15 protein-coding genes are annotated in these 16,062 nt (G+C 73.6%); 7 read left to right on the top strand and 8 right to left on the bottom strand.

Annotated elements, in window-relative coordinates:
- The gene (locus EDF18_RS15025) at nucleotides 1-594 is read left to right on the top strand and encodes a DUF1697 domain-containing protein (protein WP_123548657.1); all 594 of its coding nucleotides are present in this window, start codon (nucleotides 1-3) and stop codon (nucleotides 592-594) included.
- A gap of 30 nt (nucleotides 595-624) precedes the next feature.
- On the opposite strand, the gene EDF18_RS16515 is transcribed toward EDF18_RS15025, so the two are convergent.
- Nucleotides 625-1,413 (bottom strand): CYTH domain-containing protein, encoded by a 789-nt coding sequence (locus tag EDF18_RS16515; RefSeq protein WP_199732468.1) that lies wholly within the window; start codon nucleotides 1,411-1,413, stop codon nucleotides 625-627.
- Between the two features lie 119 nt (nucleotides 1,414-1,532).
- On the opposite strand from EDF18_RS16515, the gene EDF18_RS15015 reads away from it, so the two are divergent.
- The gene (locus EDF18_RS15015) at nucleotides 1,533-2,888 is read left to right on the top strand and encodes a phosphotransferase (RefSeq protein ID WP_123548656.1); all 1,356 of its coding nucleotides are present in this window, start codon (nucleotides 1,533-1,535) and stop codon (nucleotides 2,886-2,888) included.
- Nucleotides 2,889-3,003: 115 nt separating this feature from the next.
- On the opposite strand, the gene EDF18_RS15010 is transcribed toward EDF18_RS15015, so the two are convergent.
- Entirely contained in the window at nucleotides 3,004-4,761 is a 1,758-nt protein-coding gene (locus tag EDF18_RS15010; RefSeq protein WP_123548655.1) for a pyruvate dehydrogenase, read from the bottom strand.
- Between the two features lie 75 nt (nucleotides 4,762-4,836).
- Between EDF18_RS15010 and EDF18_RS15005 the strand changes: the two genes are divergently transcribed.
- Nucleotides 4,837-5,109, top strand: a complete 273-nt coding sequence (locus EDF18_RS15005; protein ID WP_123548654.1) for a mycoredoxin — start codon at nucleotides 4,837-4,839, stop codon at nucleotides 5,107-5,109.
- Nucleotides 5,110-5,197: 88 nt separating this feature from the next.
- On the opposite strand, the gene EDF18_RS15000 is transcribed toward EDF18_RS15005, so the two are convergent.
- The 3 genes from EDF18_RS15000 to EDF18_RS14990 form a co-directional block, all read right to left on the bottom strand.
- Entirely contained in the window at nucleotides 5,198-5,593 is a 396-nt protein-coding gene (locus EDF18_RS15000; RefSeq protein WP_123548653.1) for a VOC family protein, read from the bottom strand.
- 183 nt (nucleotides 5,594-5,776) lie between these two features.
- On the bottom strand, nucleotides 5,777-7,909 hold the full coding sequence (locus tag EDF18_RS14995) for a DEAD/DEAH box helicase (RefSeq protein WP_123548652.1): 2,133 nt from the start codon (nucleotides 7,907-7,909) through the stop codon (nucleotides 5,777-5,779).
- Nucleotides 7,910-8,334: 425 nt separating this feature from the next.
- Nucleotides 8,335-9,579: an aminoglycoside phosphotransferase family protein gene (locus EDF18_RS14990; protein WP_158614700.1), complete on the bottom strand. Its 1,245-nt coding sequence runs from the start codon at nucleotides 9,577-9,579 to the stop codon at nucleotides 8,335-8,337.
- Between the two features lie 94 nt (nucleotides 9,580-9,673).
- Here EDF18_RS14990 and EDF18_RS14985 point away from each other — a divergent pair, with 94 nt between their 5' ends.
- Nucleotides 9,674-10,807: an aromatic acid exporter family protein gene (locus tag EDF18_RS14985; RefSeq protein ID WP_123548650.1), complete on the top strand. Its 1,134-nt coding sequence runs from the start codon at nucleotides 9,674-9,676 to the stop codon at nucleotides 10,805-10,807.
- Nucleotides 10,804-11,772, top strand: coding sequence for an alpha/beta fold hydrolase (locus EDF18_RS14980; RefSeq protein WP_123548649.1), 969 nt, complete (start codon nucleotides 10,804-10,806; stop codon nucleotides 11,770-11,772). The genes EDF18_RS14985 and EDF18_RS14980 overlap by 4 nt, the downstream gene beginning before the upstream one ends.
- Here EDF18_RS14980 and EDF18_RS14975 read toward each other — a convergent pair.
- Nucleotides 11,747-12,505 carry a triacylglycerol lipase gene (locus EDF18_RS14975; protein WP_123548648.1) on the bottom strand — a complete coding sequence of 253 codons (759 nt, stop codon included), beginning with the start codon at nucleotides 12,503-12,505 and terminating at the stop codon, nucleotides 11,747-11,749. The genes EDF18_RS14980 and EDF18_RS14975 overlap by 26 nt on opposite strands.
- Nucleotides 12,506-12,529: 24 nt before the next feature.
- A complete protein-coding gene (locus EDF18_RS14970) occupies nucleotides 12,530-12,904 on the bottom strand; it encodes a hypothetical protein (RefSeq protein ID WP_123548647.1) in 375 nt (124 codons plus the stop codon).
- 294 nt (nucleotides 12,905-13,198) lie between these two features.
- Here EDF18_RS14970 and EDF18_RS14965 point away from each other — a divergent pair, with 294 nt between their 5' ends.
- Nucleotides 13,199-13,705: a Dps family protein gene (locus tag EDF18_RS14965; protein ID WP_123548646.1), complete on the top strand. Its 507-nt coding sequence runs from the start codon at nucleotides 13,199-13,201 to the stop codon at nucleotides 13,703-13,705.
- A gap of 104 nt (nucleotides 13,706-13,809) precedes the next feature.
- Nucleotides 13,810-15,012, top strand: a complete 1,203-nt coding sequence (locus tag EDF18_RS14960) for an NAD(P)/FAD-dependent oxidoreductase (RefSeq protein WP_123548645.1) — start codon at nucleotides 13,810-13,812, stop codon at nucleotides 15,010-15,012.
- Between the two features lie 96 nt (nucleotides 15,013-15,108).
- Here the strand turns inward: EDF18_RS14960 and EDF18_RS14955 are convergent, their stop codons facing one another.
- Nucleotides 15,109-15,984 (bottom strand): SMP-30/gluconolactonase/LRE family protein, encoded by an 876-nt coding sequence (locus EDF18_RS14955; RefSeq protein ID WP_123548644.1) that lies wholly within the window; start codon nucleotides 15,982-15,984, stop codon nucleotides 15,109-15,111.
- Nucleotides 15,985-16,062: the final 78 nt, after the last annotated feature.

Below are 16,062 nucleotides of genomic sequence, written 5' to 3'. Positions count from 1 at the left end.
GTGGGGCACCTCGCGCAGGACACGGCCGCGCTCGACCAGGTCGGGCTCGACCACGTCGCGCTGCTGCGCGGGATCAACGTCGGGACGGCGAAGCGCGTGCCGATGGTCGAGCTGCGCGCGGCCGCGGAGGACCTCGGACACCAGCGCGCCGCCACGCTGCTGAACAGCGGCAACCTCGTGTTCTCGGCCGATCGTCCGCTCGGGGCCGAGGACGCCGACGCCCTGCGGGCAGCCGTCCGCCAGCGCACGGGCGTCGACGCCGAGCTCGTCGTGCTCGGCGGCGACGCGTTCGCGCGGATCGCGGCGGCGAACCCGCTGCGCGACGGGTCACGTGAGGCGAAGCTGCTGTCGGTCGCGTTCGCCCAGGCGGGGCGTCCCGTTGTCGAGGAGGCGCCTCCTGCGTCCGACCTCGCCCCCGAGCTGATGGTCGTGACGGGCGAGGCGGTCTACCAGTGGCTGCCCGACGGCGTGCTCGCCAGTCGCGTGCCCGCCGCGTGGTGGCGGTCGCTCGCCGCGCCGGTCACGGCGCGGAACGACGCGACCGTGCGCAAGATCGAGGCGCTGCTCGCCTCCCGCGGCGTCCCCTCCCCCTGACGTCCGTCGCCTGACCTCGAGGGCGCGGGCTCAGGCGGGCTCGGCGCCGAGGCCCCGGGCGAGCTTCGAGCGCGACGTCGAGGGGACGGCGCCGGCGGCGAGCAGGCGCGTCTCGATCGCGTCGAGCAGGGCGTCTCCCGACGGGCCGTCGACGCCGGGGGCGAGCTCCGCCTCCCACTCGCGCCAGCGACGGACGACGGGCTCGGCCCCCTCGCGGCCCGACACGGTCGCCGTGACGACGTCGTCGGCGAGCTCGGCCAGGGGCGCGCCCTCCCGGTCGCGGAGCGTCGTCGCCGTGCGCGTCGTCTCGAGCACGATCACGGGCGCGACCGTCCGGCCGCCGAGCTGCTCCTCGACCCGGGCGAGCAGCTCGGCGGGGACTCCCTCGTCCTCCGAGCCGAGGGGCGCGTGCACCTCGCGCCGCCCCCGGGTGCTGCCGTCGGAGGCTGATGCGGCCGTCGAGTGGTCGGTTCCTGTCCCCTGAGAGGTCTCGGAGGACATCTCCTGACCACTCGAGTCCTCACCACTCGAGGCCGAGCCGGCGGCCGCGGGAGGGAGCTTGAGGTGCCAGCCCTCGTCGTGGCCTCCCGTCCGTCGGCGGAGCGTGATGCGAGAGCCCAGCAGGAGGTGGTCCTCCGTGTCGTGGTAGACGGCACGGAGGTGCGCGGGGGCGGAGCGCTCGACGCGGGCGACCTCGAGGACGGAGCCGGCGCCTCCTGCGGGGTCCGCGACGCTCGAGACGCGGGCGAGGTCCGGGACGACCGCCTCCTCGTCGACGTCGTACTTGCGCTCGATCTCGGTCTGCTCGTTGGTGCTCATGGAGACCGTTCTAACGCACCGGCCTCCGGACCGCCTTCGCCCCGAGCCCGGCGGGTCCGGACCCGCCAGCCTCCGGACTCGCCGGTCTCCGCACCTGCCCGCGGGCGTAGGGTCGGGGCATGAGCGACGTCGCGCCGACCCTTGCCGGATGGATGGCGCGACAGCGCTGGTACGCCACGAAGGGCAGCACGCCCGCGATCCGGGTGATCGGGTCGTTCGAGGCCGACCTCGACGGCGTCCTCGCGATGACGCTGCTCGTGATCGACGAGGCGCCCGAGCTGCCCGTGCTGTACCAGGTGCCCGTGGTCGCGCGCCGCACCCCGCTGCCCGGCGGCGACGCGGCCTTCATCGGCTCGGCCGACGACCTCTACCTCTACGACGCCCCGCACGACCCCGCGTACGCGCGTCACCTCTTCGAGCTGATGTCGAGCCGTGCCCACGTGGAGGGGTCCGACGTCGTCGTCGACGGCACGCCGCTGGTCGAGGCCGGGCGGGTGCGGAGGTCGCGCGTGCTGAAGGGCGAGCAGTCGAACACGTCGATCATCTACGACCTCGAGGGCGGGCCCGTCGAGCACGCCATCGCGAAGGTGTTCCGGGTGCTGCACCACGGCGACAACCCCGACGTCACGACCCAGGCCGCGCTGACCGAGGGCGGCTCGACCAGGGTGCCGACGACGTTCGGGTCGCTGCACGCCACCTGGCCCGACCCCGGCCGCGACCACGGCGAGGCGCGCGGCCACCTCGCCTTCTCGCAGGAGTTCCTCGCCGGAGCCGAGGACGCCTGGCGCGTCGCACTCGACGCCGCCTCCGCCGGCCAGGACTTCACCGCCTCCGCCCGCGAGCTCGGGACCGCCGTCGCCGAGGTGCACGCCACCCTCGCCGAGCAGCTCGGCACGGTCGACGCCGACGCCTCGGCCGTCGCCGAGGCCCTCACGAGCATGCGGCGCCGCATCTCGATCGCGGCGCGCGAGGTGCCCGAGATCGCCGAGCACGAGGAGGCGGTCCTCGCGGTCTACGACGCGGCCGAGTCCCTGACGTGGCCGCGCCTCCAGCGGATCCACGGCGACCTGCACCTCGGGCAGGCCCTCCAGTCGCCCAGCCGCGGCTGGACCCTGCTCGACTTCGAGGGCGAGCCTCTCCGGCCGATGCCCGAGCGCTCGCGTGCCGACCTCGTGCTGCGGGACATCGCCGGCATGCTCCGCTCGTTCGACTACGTCGCCGGGTCGCTCGCGCAGCAGTCTCCCCCGGTCGACGCGGCAGCCTGGGCGCACGACTCGCGGGTCGCCTTCGTCGACGGGTACATCGCCTCCTCGGGGGTCGACGTGCGCGCCCAGCGCGCCCTGCTCGACGCGTTCGAGATCGACAAGGCCGTGTACGAGGCCATCTACGAGAAGCGGAACCGGCCGGACTGGATCGGCATCCCGCTCGCTGCGGTCGCTCGACTCGTCGCGCGGTCGGGTCGCCGCGCGGGCTGAGGCCCGCACCGCCGCCTCTGCCTTCGGGCCACGCGCAGTGGTGACGGAGCGGAGGAGGCGCGGCGCCGGCCCTCGGGACCAGTGCCGCGCCTCCTTCGTGCTGCCGTGCCGGGCCCTAGGGCCGCGGCACGTTGCGCAGGTTCGAGCGCGCCATCGACACGACCTCGCCCGCGCCTCCGTTCATGACGATCTTCGACATCGCCAGCGAGAAGCCCTTCACCTGGGCCCCCGTGATCGCGGGAGGCAGCGAGAGCGCCTGCGGGTCGGTCGCGATGTCGATCAGCGCCGGTCCGTCGTGCTCGAACACGGCCTCGAAGCCGTCGCGGAGGTCGCCCGGCTGGTCGACGTGCACCGCGTGGATGCCGATCGACCGCGCGACCGCGGCGTAGTCGACGTAGGGCACGTCGACGCCGAAGTCCGGGTAGCCGTCGACGAGCATCTCGAGCTTGACCAGGCCGAGGGTCGAGTTGTTGAAGACGACGATCTTCACGGGGATCTCGTACATCTTCGCCGTGATCAGCTCGCCCATCAGCATCGAGAGCCCGCCGTCGCCCGACATCGAGACGACCTGGCGGCCGGGGAACGCGAGCTGGGCTCCGAGCGCGTGCGGCAGGGCGTTCGCCATCGAGCCGTGCAGGTACGAGCCGAAGACGCGACGATCGGCCGTCGGCGTGATGTACCGGGCCGCCCACACGTTCGCCATTCCCGTGTCGGCCGTGAAGATCGCGTCGTCGGCGGCGATCTCGTCGAGGATCGACGCCGCGTACTCGGGGTGGATCGGGACGAGCTTCTCGGCCCTCTTCGTGTACGCGCCCACGACGCTGCCCATCAGCTTCTCGTGCTTCTTGAGCGTCTTGTCGAGGAACCGACGGCTCTTCTTGGGCTTCACCAGCGGCTTCAGCATGCGCAGGGTGGGCAGCACGGCACCGTGAACCGGCACGTGCACCGTCGCGCGACGACCGATCACGGCGGCCTCGACGTCGACCTGGGCGACCGTCACCTGGTCGCCGTCGGGCAGGAACTGCGGGTAGGGGAAGTCGGTGCCGAGCAGCACGAGCAGGTCGGCGTCGTGGATGCCCGCGTGCGCGGCCCCGTAGCCGAGCAGGCCCGTCATGCCGACGTCGTAGGGGTTGTCGTGCTGGATGACGTCCTTGCCGCGCAGGCTGTGGCCGATCGGCGCCCCGACGACGCCGGCCAGCTCGATGATCTCGTCGTGGGCGCCGCGGCCTCCCTCGCCGACGAAGAAGGCGACGGTGCCGGCCGCGTTGATCGCGTCGGCGAGGGCCTGCACGTCCTCCTGCGCGGGGACGAGCTCGGGGGCGCGGGTCGTGAGGTGGGGCGGCGTGGCGCCCTGCGCCTCGAGCTCCGCGATGTCGCCGGGCAGCGTCACGACGCTGACGCCGTGCCCGGCCACCGCGTGCCGGATGGCGGAGGCGACGACCGACGGCGACTGGACGGCCGTCGAGATCATCTCGGAGTAGCCCGAGCACTCGACGAAGAGCCGGTCGGGGTGCGTCTCCTGGAAGTAGTCGGTGCCGATCATCGCGCTGGGGATGTGGCTCGCGATCGCGAGCACCTTCGCACGGCTGCGGTGGGCGTCGTAGAGGCCGTTGATCAGGTGCAGGTTGCCGGGGCCGCAGGAGCCGGCGCAGACGGCGAGCTCGCCGCTCATCTGCGCGTCGCCGGACGCCATGAAGGCCGCCGCCTCCTCGTTGCGCACGTGGATCCAGTCGATGCCGCCCTTCGCCGAACCTCCGGTGCGGCGGACCGCGTCGACGATCGGGTTCAGGCTGTCGCCGACGATCCCGTAGATGCGCCGGACCCCGGCGGCGACGAGCTGGGCGATGATCTGGTCGGCGACGGTGTCTGCCACGGTGTGTCCTCCTCGTGTCGTTCCTCCCAGCCAACTCCCCCGTCCCTCACCGCCGACCGGGCATAGCCTGTGCCCATGACCGACACCGCCACCTCCTACGTCCCCGAAGCCGGCTCCATCACGATGTTCAGCACGTCGTGGTGCGGCTACTGCGCCCGCCTGAAGCAGCAGCTCGGCAAGCAGGGCATCGGCTTCACCGAGGTCAACATCGAAGAGGTCGCGGGCACCGCCGAGATCGTCGAGAGCGTCAACGGCGGCAACCAGACGGTGCCGACCGTGATCTTCCCCGACGGCTCGACCGCGACGAACCCGTCGCTCGCCGACGTGAAGGCGAAGCTCGGGCTCTGACAGCCACCAGGCGCACCGGCGCCTGCGACGCGAGAACGCCCCGTCCCTCCCTCAGGAGGCGCGGGGCGTTCTCGTGCGCCGAGTCGCGTCAGCTCTGCGGTGCGGCCGCGAAGAACTCGATCTGGTTGCCGTCGGGGTCCTTGACCATCAGGGTGGTGCCGAAGTCGGGGTCCTCGAGGTCGGACTCGATGCCGACCGACGCGGCGTGCTCCTGCCAGGCGACGACGGCGTCGCGGTCGGCCACGGCGAAGCCGATGTGGTCGAGGCCGGGCACGGTCGGGTCGAAGGGGACCGCCTTGCCCTCGGTGTAGGCGGTCACGCCGAGGATCTGGCCGTTGCCGACCGAGAAGAGGCGACGGTCGAGCCCGTCCAGCACGATCTGCCCGACGGGCGGAGCACCGAGCAGCGACTCGTAGAACGCGAGGCTCGCGTCGAGGTCGGACACGGTGATGGCGACGTGGGCGTAGCCCTGGATCTCGGGCATGGGGTGCTCCTTCGGGTGCGTGCGTGTGGTGGTCACCCGACCCAACTCCGGCCTCCTGGGAGGCGTCCCTCGACGGCGGGCGAGTTCGTCGCAGCCGGGCTGCCATGACGGCCCGGGACCGACGAACTCGCCCGCCGGGGCGGCCGGTGCAGTGTCGAGACGGCAGTCCGGCGCGAGGTGCAGCTACTCGGCGAGGGCCTCCGTGAGGAGGGCGACGAGCGCGCTGAGCTGGATGTCGGTCGAGTCGACCACCTCGCTGTCGTCGCCGTCGAGGGCGCGCGCCGCGAGGCCCGCCTTGCTGTCGATCAGCTCGGCGATCTTCGTGTCGATGGTCTGGGCGGCGATGACGCGCCAGGCGGTGACGGGTTCTTCCTGGCCGATGCGGTGCACGCGGTCGATGGCCTGCGTCTGCTCGGCGTCCGTCCACGACAGCTCGGCGAGCACGACGTTCGACGCGACCTGCAGGTTGAGCCCGACGCCGGCCGCCGTGAGCGAGCAGACGACGACCTCGACCTCGGGGTCGTCCACGAACGCGTCGATCTGGCGCTGGCGCACGGCCGGCGTCTGGTCGCCGCGGATCGACGAGTACTTGATGCCGCGCTTCGCGAAGGTCTGCTCGGCGACGTCCATCACGTCGATGTGCTTGGCGAAGAAGACGACCTTGCCGACGTTGCGGGCGAGCTGCGCGGTGTAGTCCGCGGCGAGCCCGGCCTTGGCCTGGCCGATGCGGCGCACCATGCTGAAGACGTTCTCGCCGTTCTTCGCGGTGGTCGTGTCCTCGAGCTCCCACTTGGCGACCTGGCGCACCAGGTCGTGGTCGATCCCCTCGACCCGGACGCCGGAGGTGCGGGCCGCGAGCGCGGACCGGTACCGGGAGACGAGACGGCGGGCCAGCTCGCGCTCGGCCTCGCGGATGGAGCGACCGGCCTCGTCGTCGAGCTCGACGGGGAGGTCGGCGATGCGGCGGGCCGGGATGTCCGCGGCGACGTCGACCTTGCGGCGTCGGACGATGCCGAGGTCGATGACGATCTCGCGGGCGGACGAGAAGAAGCCGGGATCGGCCGGCGTGAGGCCCGCCTCCTCGAGCTGTTCCATGAGCTCGGCGGCGGGCTTCTTGTCGCCGATCCAGCCGAGGAACTCCCAGATCGCCCGGAAATCTTCGATGTCGTTGATCAGCGGCGTGCCGGTGAGCGCCATCAGCAGCGGGTGCGCCGTGCGCGAGCGGATGCGCTCCGACAGCTGCAGCACGTGCCGTGACCGCTGCGACTCCTTGTTCTTGATGAAGTGCGCCTCGTCGACGATCATGCCCTTGAAGCCGAGGTCGCCCAGCCAGCCGACGTGGCGGTCGAGCACCTCGTAGTTGACGATCACCACGTCGGCGAAGGCGTCGAGGGTGTCGCCGTCGCCGTGGATGACCGTGGCCGTGCGGGTCGGCGTCCAGAGCTGGACCTCGCGGGCCCAGTTCGTCTTGACGACGTTGGGCACGACGACGAGCAGCGGGTAGGCGCCTGCCGCCTGCGCGGCGAGCAGCGACTGGGCCGTCTTGCCGAGGCCGGGCTCGTCGGCGAGCAGGTAGGTGCGGTGGCCCTGGCGGGCGGACTCGACGAGCTGTGCCTGGTGGTGCATGAGAGTCGCGCCGGCCGGGGCGTCGACGGTCGTCGGCTCGGGGAGCGGCATGCACGCGGATCCGCCGCCGGCGCCGTACTCGAACGACTTGAAGAGCGGGCCGAAGAGCTCCCAGTTGGCGAGGCGCACCGGGTGCACCTCGCGGGTGACCTCGGCGAGCGAGAAGTCCGGCGGCAGGAAGGGGTTGGCGAGCTGACGCGAGACGACCGACTGCGGCACGACCTGGCGCTCGGAGACGGGCGCGACGGGCGCGGCCTCGCGCACGACGACCTGCTCCTCGGGCGCGAGCTCCATGCCGGCGGACATCTGCATGTCGCGCTTGAGGGCCTTGGCGCTCTCGGACACGACCGCGTCCTCGCCGAGCAGGGCGATGAGCGACGTGTCGCGGGCGGCGGTCTTCGCGAGGATCTGGGCGACGCCGTCGAGGCGCTTCATCTGCTCGGCGCGCTCGGAGTCGCTGATCGCCTTGTCGACCTTGACGCGGGCGCGCTCCTCGCGCATCAGCAGCGCGATGACCTGGAACTTCGTGCGGCTGGAGGGCTTCACCTGCCCGCGCTGGGCGGCGGCCTCCACCTCGCGCACGGCCCGGGCGAGGACGGGGATGAGCCCGTCGTTGTCCACCTCGCGGCGGCGGTGCTTCTGGGGGGCGGTGCGGGTGCCGCCCTGCTGACGCTGGCCTGGTCGAGCCAAGGCTCCTCCTCGTGGTCGACGCGACGGTCGACGGTGCTGTGTCGTCGAGCGACGACGGGTGGTGCTGCGGTGCGGCGCTCCGGCCCGGGGGCTGGCCCCGGCTCTCGTCTGCGCCGGCTCTCGTGTGCCCCGGCCTTCGCCTGCCCCGACGCGACGGACCGCCGCGGTGCGGACACCGGGGCGAGACGAGACACGACCGGACGACTTCGGGTCGGACGGCGGGAAGGCACGGACGGACGGAACCAGCCTCAGACGCGAGGTGCGGAGGAGGCGCGGTGCCGGCCACACGTCACCGGGCCCGTGCAGACCTGGCCGACACGGACCTGGCCGACACGGACCTGCGAGGCGGACGAGCCGCCGCCGGTCGTGTCGGACCCACCGTGTCGGACGACGACACGGACGGTGCTGCGCCCTACTTTACGCGCTCACGTGCCCGCGACGCCACCGGGCGCCGCCGTGTCGCGGGCGGCGGGGGCCGGCCAGCCGCCGAGGGCCCCGGCCGCGGCGCCGAGCAGCTGCTCCGCCTTGCGCCGCCCGGTGTCCGTGCCGAGCGTCGCCTGGCCCCCCGCGTGGGCGAGCAGCTGGGCCGCGGCCGCCGGGGCGAGGCGGTCGGCGAGCTCCGGCGCCGCGCGCGCCCAGGTGCGCGAGAGCTCGTCCGCGAGCCGCTCGCACGCGCGAGCCTCGGACTCGTCGCCGTTGCCGCGGTGCCACTGCCCCGTGACGACGAGGTGGGCGACCAGGGCCGCGGCGTCGCGGGCGGGGTGGCCGAGCCCCGCGGTGTCGATGTCGAGCAGGCCGGTGACGTGCCACGGCCGCTCCGGGTCCACGAAGAGCTGCTCGAGGTGGAGGTCGCCGTGGATGACGGCGAGGGCGTCGCCCGTCCAGGACGACCGCCGACGCTCGATCTCGCCGTACAGGGCGTGGATCTCGGGCGCACGCTGCGGCAGGGCCGTCGACAGCGTGCCGCGGTGCCAGTCCGCGTGGTCGAGGGCGTCCGACTGGGCCCGGTTCGTGATGTGCACGCCGGCGACCAGCCGGCCGAGGTCGACGATCTGCCGCACGAAGCGCGGCTCGTCCGCGAGGTCGGCGACGCGCTGCCCCGCCGGCACGCCGGGGACTCGCTCGAGCACGAGGAGCCCGTCGGGCCGCGACGCGAGCACGCGGGGCACCGGGAGGCCCTGCGCTCGGAACGCCTCGTGCTGGGCGACGATCGGGGCGACGCGGTCGGGGCGGACGACCTTGACGAACACGGTCGTCTCGGGCGAGTCGAGCCGGATGACCGCCCTCTTGCCCGGCCGGTACGCGGCGACGCTGAGGGTCGGCGAGGTGACCACGATGCCGAGCGCGGCCAGCGACTCGGTGACGCGGTCGGGGTAGGTGACGCCGGCGAGTGCAGGGAGGAGCGGGTCGGCCGGGTAGGCCCAGACGGCGAGCTGCTGCCCCGTCGACGGGTCGGTGGTGAGGACGCTCGTCGCGTCCGCGGTCGACACGTCCGTGTCGATGAAGGTCAGGACCGTGTCGGAGGTGCCCGCCTCGTCGACCGTGTCGACCTCGTAGCCGTAGAGGAACCCGTGCCCGGAGGGCTCGACCGAGTGGGGCCGGAAGGCGACGACGGTGAGCCCCGAGCCGGCGAAGGCCGCGGGGAGCACCTCTGCTGAGTTCGGCCACACGCGTTCAGTAAACCCGTCGGAGGCCGCCACCGCGGGCCGACGGCGCGGCACGGTTACCCGATCGTGATGCGGGCGCGACGGTATCCTCGGGAGCGTGCACCTCGTCTCGCGCATCCGTCAGACGCGGCGCACCCCTCTGCTCCAGGTCGCCAAGACGTCCGCCGCGGTCGTCGTCGCCTGGTTCGCGTCGGTCGCGCTGCTGCAGCAGCCCCTGCCGATCTTCGCCGCGATCGCCGCGCTGCTCGTCGTCCTGCCGAGCGTCAACCAATCGCTCGTGCGCGGGCTCGAGCGGAGCGTCGGCGTGGTCGCGGGCGTGCTGATCGCGTTCGCAGCAGGTCAGCTGTTCGGCGCCTCCACCTGGATCGTCCTCGGCATCGTCGTCGTCAGCCTGCTCGTCTCGTGGGCGCTCCGCCTCACCCCGAGCAGCGCGAACCAGGTGCCCATCTCGGCGATGCTCGTGCTCGCGATCGGGGCGCAGACCCCCGACTACGCGCTCGACCGGGTGCTCGAGACCGTCATCGGCGCCGTGGTCGCCCTGGCGATCAACGCCCTCGTGGTCCCCCCGGTGCTGCTCGCGCCCGCCCACCTGGCGGTCGGCCGCCTCACCCGCGACCTCGCGGCGGTGCTGGACGAGCTCGGCGCCGTGCTCTCGACGCCGAGCGACCGCGACCGTCTCGGCGCCGTGCTCGTGCAGGCGCGAGGCCTGCGCGACCTCCAGGCGAAGGCCGCCGCCGCCGTCGCCGCGGGCGAGGAGAGCCTCATGCTCAACCCGCGCGCGAGCCGGCAGCGGACCGTGCTCGAGGCGGACGCGGCGCTGCTGGTCCGGCTGACGGCGCTCGTGCACCGCGCCGTCGGAATGACCCGCTCCGTGCACGACAACTACGACGTCGAGCTCGTGGACGACCCGGCCGTGGGCCAGATCGCCGAGGAGCTGCACCGGGCGGCACACGACCTGCGGCTCCGGGGACGGGAGGCCGAGGCCGGCTCGGCCCCCGCCTCCTCGGGGCCGTCGCCGGACGAGCGCCGGCTGCACGGACAGCCCCCGCTCGGCGGCGAGCGCCCGCCGTTCGACGTCGGCGACGCCGACACGAGCCACGACGCCTGGCCCGAGGCCCCCGCCCTGACGGCGCCGGTGCGGGTGCTCCGGCCCGACCCGGAGCACTGGGTGCTGATCGGTTCGCTGCTCGAGGACATCCGCCGGGTGCGCGAAGAGATCATCGACGAGTGACCGGCGACCGGCGGGCGGCCCCCGGCGACCCCTACGCGCCCTTCGGGCTCGACCCCGAGGAGGCGCGCGACCTGGCCGAGGGCGTCGTCGACACCGCCGACGGCCGGGTCGTGCTGCACCGGTCGGCCGTCCTCGACGACGCGGGCGCTGCCGGCGACGCGGCCCGCGCCTCCGCGACGGTGATGCTGCACGGGGCGGCCGGCTCGTGGACGACGTGGCTGCCGCTCCGCCGTGCCGTGCGCGAGGCCGGCGCGGACGCCCCGGCGGCTCTCGCCGGCCCGCTCGTGCTGATCGACCTGCCGGGCTGGGGTGCCAGCCCGGCCCCCGCCGTCGCCCTCGACGTGCACGCGGCATCCCGGGTCGTCCACGCCGTGGCCGACTCCTGCGGGCTCGACCGCTTCGACCTCGTCGGCCACTCGCTCGGCGCCCTGGTCGCGCTGCACGTCGCCGCCCAGACGCCCGGTCGCGTGCGGTCGCTGGGGCTCGTCTCCCCTACGACGTTCTCCGCTCTCGAGGCCGCGTCGCGGCCGTGGCGCGGGCTGCGGACGGTGCCGGCCCTCGTGCTGCTGCGGGTGGTGTTCCGGGTGCTGCCCCGCGCCTCCGGCCCCCTGCTCGCCGGTGCCGCCAGGGTCGGCCTGCTGCGCACGCTGTCCGCTCCCGTCTTCCGGCACGTGCGTCGGGTGCCCCGGTCGGTGCTCGAGGCGTTCGTCGCCGAGATCCGGCCGCGGGCCTTCGTCGCGGCCGTCGAGTCGGGCGTGGGCTACGACACCGGCACGTGGGCGCGGATCACCTGCCCGGTCGCGGTCGTCGCCGGGGCGGAGGACGCGTTCGCGCGGCCGGACGACCTCGTGCGGCTGCGGGACCTGCTGCCGGAGGCACGGACGACGGTGCTGGTCGGCTGCGGGCACTTCGCGCACGTCGAGCGACCGCGGGAGACGGTCAGGGCGCTGAGCCCTCGGCGCTGAGGGCGTCGACGGCAGCGTGGGGGTCCTCCCCCTCGACCGCGGCCACGATCATGTCGACGCACGCGGGGTTCCCGAGCGGCCGGAAGTGCCCGTCGACGGGGAACGTCACGTTCTCGGCTCCCGGCAGCTCGCTGCCCTCGGTCACGTGCGCGTCGAAGCCCGAGGCCATCGAGACGATGCGCTCGTTCGCCTCGAGCTGCTCGGCGAGCTGCAGCAGCGCGGCGTCGCTGGGCGAGAACGCCCGCAGCGCGGGGTTCGGCAGCACCCGCGACCAGCGCGTGCCCGAGAACGGGCTGTTGATCGCGACCATCCGCTCGATGCGCCGGTCGACGTCGGTGCCGACCATCATCGACTTGCCGACGAGGCCGCCCTTGCTGTGGGCGACGACGACGACCCCGCGCAGGTCGTGCGCGTCGAGGACGCGCTGCGCCGCCTCCGCGGTCGCCGGGATCGGCTGCCGGTTGTGGCGCATGCCGGGCACGACGACGACCGGGTGCCCGAGGCCGGACAGGCGCTCGCCGATGACCCGGAGGTGCCGCCAGGTCTCGTAGACGCCCGGCAGCAGCAGCACGGGGGCGCGGTCGCCGTGCCGCCACCGTGCGGGGACGACGCGGCCGGACCGCGGCACGAGGTGCACGCGCCAAACGAAGGCGTAGTCGGTCACCACGGTCGCGGCGAAGCGGACCAGGCCGACGCGACGGCGACCGCGGCCCCGGGACGGTGCAGAGGTCATGGCCCCGACGCTAGGCCGAGGTGCTCAGGCGACGCTGTGCGCCGGAGCCGAGCCGGCAGCGGTCCCGGCGGGCTCGTCGTCGACCCAGACCGGGGCGTCCCGGAACTCGACGGCAGCGCGCGAGGCGGCGAGCGCACGCACCCAGCCGGTGCAGATCGACGCCCACGGCGGCGGGAACTGGGCCGCGTCGTCGAGGAGGCGGAGGGCCAGGCCGGCATGGCCGGCACGGGCTGCGGCGCTGGCCGCGTCGGGCAGCGCTCCGATCACGTAGCGGACGACGAGGACGCGGTGGTCCCACGCCATCTGGTCGATGTCGTCGAACGCGCCCCAGGCGCTCTCGATCTCGCGGCGCAGCCGCGTCACCTCGACGGACTCGAAGCCCTGCGATCCCTCGCTCATGTGCCCCCCTCAGAGCTGGACGGGCGCCGGTGCCCGTCGGAACGCGACCGGTCGGTCGCCGTCGAGAAGATACCACGCCACCGGTTTCGAGACGAGGTCGAGAGCTGCAGCGCGCGGGGGCCGATCCCCGCCTGCTCACCTGGGTGTCCCCCGGAAGCTGGACCGCCGCCGGGCGGGACGGGACTACCGTCCACGACGCACCCTCACCGGTGCGACGCAGCGGCTCGACGGCCGCACGCCCCCACGACTGAAGGAGTCCCCGTGTTCCAAGGATCCCCCGCCCTGCGCGAGTCCATGCAGAAGGTCCTCGTCGACCTCATCGAGCTCCACATCCAGGGCAAGCAGGCGCACTGGAACCTGCTCGGCAGCAACTTCCGCGACCTGCACCTGCAGCTCGACGAGATCGTCGACGCGGCCCGCGAGTTCAGCGACGAGGTCGCCGAGCGCATGCGCGCCGTCTACCTCGTGCCCGACGGCCGTTCGAACACGGTCGCGAACGAGACCAGCCTCGTGCAGTTCCCCGCCGGCCCGGTAGAGACCACCTCGGTCGTCGACCTGATCGTCGACCGCATGTACGCCGTCGTCGACACCATGCGCACGGTGCACGACGACGTCGACGACGAGGACCCGACGACGGCCGACGTGCTGCACAGCATCCTCGAGCGCCTCGAGCAGCTCGCCTGGATGACCGGTGCCGAGAACCGCCACCCGGAGAAGGACGCCGCGTCGGCGGACACGCGCGGACGCGACGAGGACGCCATGGCCGAGGGCCAGGACCGCGTCGGAGCCGTCGCCAACTAGCGACCCGCCGCCCGCCCCTGCGGGCACCACCGACTGGGCACCGCCCCGGAGATCCCCTACGCGACCTCCGGTGCGGTGCCCTTCCCACGACCTGGAGGCACCACATGAGCGACAGCACCAGCACCGGTTCCGACTCCTTCGACCACGTCGTCGTGGGCGGGGGAATGACCGCGGACGCCGCGGCGAAGGCGATCCACGAGACGGCCCCTGAGGCGACCGTCCTGATCCTCAGCGACGACGTCGACGAGCCCTACACGCGCCCCGCGCTCTCGAAGAAGCTCTGGATCGACCCCGAGTACACCGAGTCGGACAACGACCTGGGCACCCGCGACGCGTCGGGGGCCGAGATCCGCCTGCGCACCTCGGTCACCGCCGTCGACCGCGAGGCCCGCACCGTCACGACCGACGACGGGCGGACCGTGTCGTGGGGGCGCCTCCTGCTGGCGACCGGCGGCACGCCGACCCGGCTCGACCTGCCCGAGGACCACCGCGTCGTGCACTTCCGCACCGCGGCCGACTACCGGCGGCTGCGCGAGCTCTCAGGAGAGGGCCGCCGGGCCGTCGTCGTCGGCGGCAGCTACATCGGCACCGAGCTCGCCGCGGCGCTCGTGCAGAACGACACCCGCGTGACCCTGGTCACGCCCGACGATGTGCTCGGCGGCTCGGTGTTCCCGGCCGAGATCGCCACGCGCTTCGAGGCGGCCTTCGAGGAGGCGGGCGTCACGCTGGCGAAGGGACGTCGCGTCGAGGGCAGCTCGGCCTCCGACGCCGGGCTGCAGGTCGCGCTCGACGACGGGTCGTCGCTCGAGGCCGACGCCGTGGCCGTCGGCCTCGGCATCACGCCGTCGACCGAGCTGGCCGAGGCGGCCGGCCTCGAGGTCGAGGACGGCATCGTCGTCGACGCCTCGCTGCGCACCTCGGACCCGAACGTCTTCGCCGCGGGTGACGTCGCCTCCTACCCGGACCGCATCCTCGGCCGCCGTCGCGTCGAGCACGTCGACAACGCCAAGGAGCAGGGCGCGTTCGTGGGGCGCGTCATGGCCGGGGCCGACGAGCACTACGGACACACGCCGTACTACTACTCGAAGGTCTTCGACATCTCGTACGAGGCGGTCGGCAGGCTCGACGCGTCGCTCGAGACCGTCGTGGACGACAAGGGCGACGGCTCGGCCGTGGCGTACTACCTGTCGGACGGCGCCGTCGCCGGGGTCCTGCTCTGGAACGTCGACGACGCCCGTGACGCCGCCCGCGCGGTCCTCGCCGAGGGCACGGACGTGTCGCGCGACGGGCTCGTCGGGCGGATCTGAGCCGGGACGAGACCGGACGGCAGGGCCTCGGGGACGCGCGCCGTGCCTCCCCGGGGCCCTTCGTCGTGTGTGGACCGTCGGGTCTGGCCTGCGAGCTCAGGCCTGCGGACCGAACAGGAACGGCGCCCGGCCGGCGCGGTCGAGGCCGAGCGCGAACACGCCTCCGCTGAGCGGGTGCTCAGCGAGCTGCTCGTCGTCGAGCCCCTCACGCGCCGACAGGACGAAGAGGGTGCGCAGGTCGGCACCGCCGAACCCGATGCCGGTCAGGAGGGGCACGGGGAACTCGATGCGCTCGACGACCTCGCCGTCGCGGTCGAGGTGGACGACGACGCTCTCGCCGTGGACGGCGCCCCAGAACTCGCCGAGCTCGTCGCGGGCGAGTCCGTCGTGCGACCCGCCCGACGAGAACGGGACGAGCTCGCCGAGCGTCCCCTCGGCGTCCCACGAGGCGCGGTAGATCGTCTCCCGGTCGGTGTCGGTGAGGTAGATCTCGGAGCCGTCGTCGTTCCACTCGAAGCCGTTGGTCGTCGTGAAGTCGTCGCGCAGCATCGTGACGTCGCCGTCGGGCCCGACGCGCCAGAGGCCGGCGACCGGCGCCCCGTCCGGGTCGAGGGCCCCGACGACGAACGCGCCGAACGGGTCGCACTTGCCCTCGTTCAGGCGCATGCCCTCCTTGGCGAGCTCGACGGCCGCGAGCACCTGCAGCGAGCCGCCGTCGTCGTCCGTGAGCACGATCTGGTCCTCGAGGGCGGCGACGAGCCCGCCCCCGCGACGGCGCTGGAAGCTCGGGAGGGGCGGGTCGACCGGCAGGGACCGGTCGCGCAGGCCGTCCGCCGAGGTGCGGTGCAGCAGCCCTGGGGTGATGTCCGTCCAGACGAGTTCCTGTGCGTCGACGTCCCAGACGGGGCTCTCGCCGAGCGTCGCCCTCGCGTCGAGGAACAGGCGGGGGCGGGGTGGGGTGCGCTCGGTCATCCGTCCCGTCTACGCGTCCGGCCTGGCCGCCGCCTCCTCCCCAGGGGTACGGAGAGGTCCCGTTCCGCACAGACCCCT

Origin of the sequence: Frigoribacterium sp. PhB107 (assembly GCF_003751515.1) — a bacterium.
Lineage (GTDB): Bacteria > Actinomycetota > Actinomycetes > Actinomycetales > Microbacteriaceae > Frigoribacterium.
The sequence above is the reverse complement of the archived record's forward strand: the minus strand, read 5'-3'. Positions and strand labels throughout refer to the sequence as shown.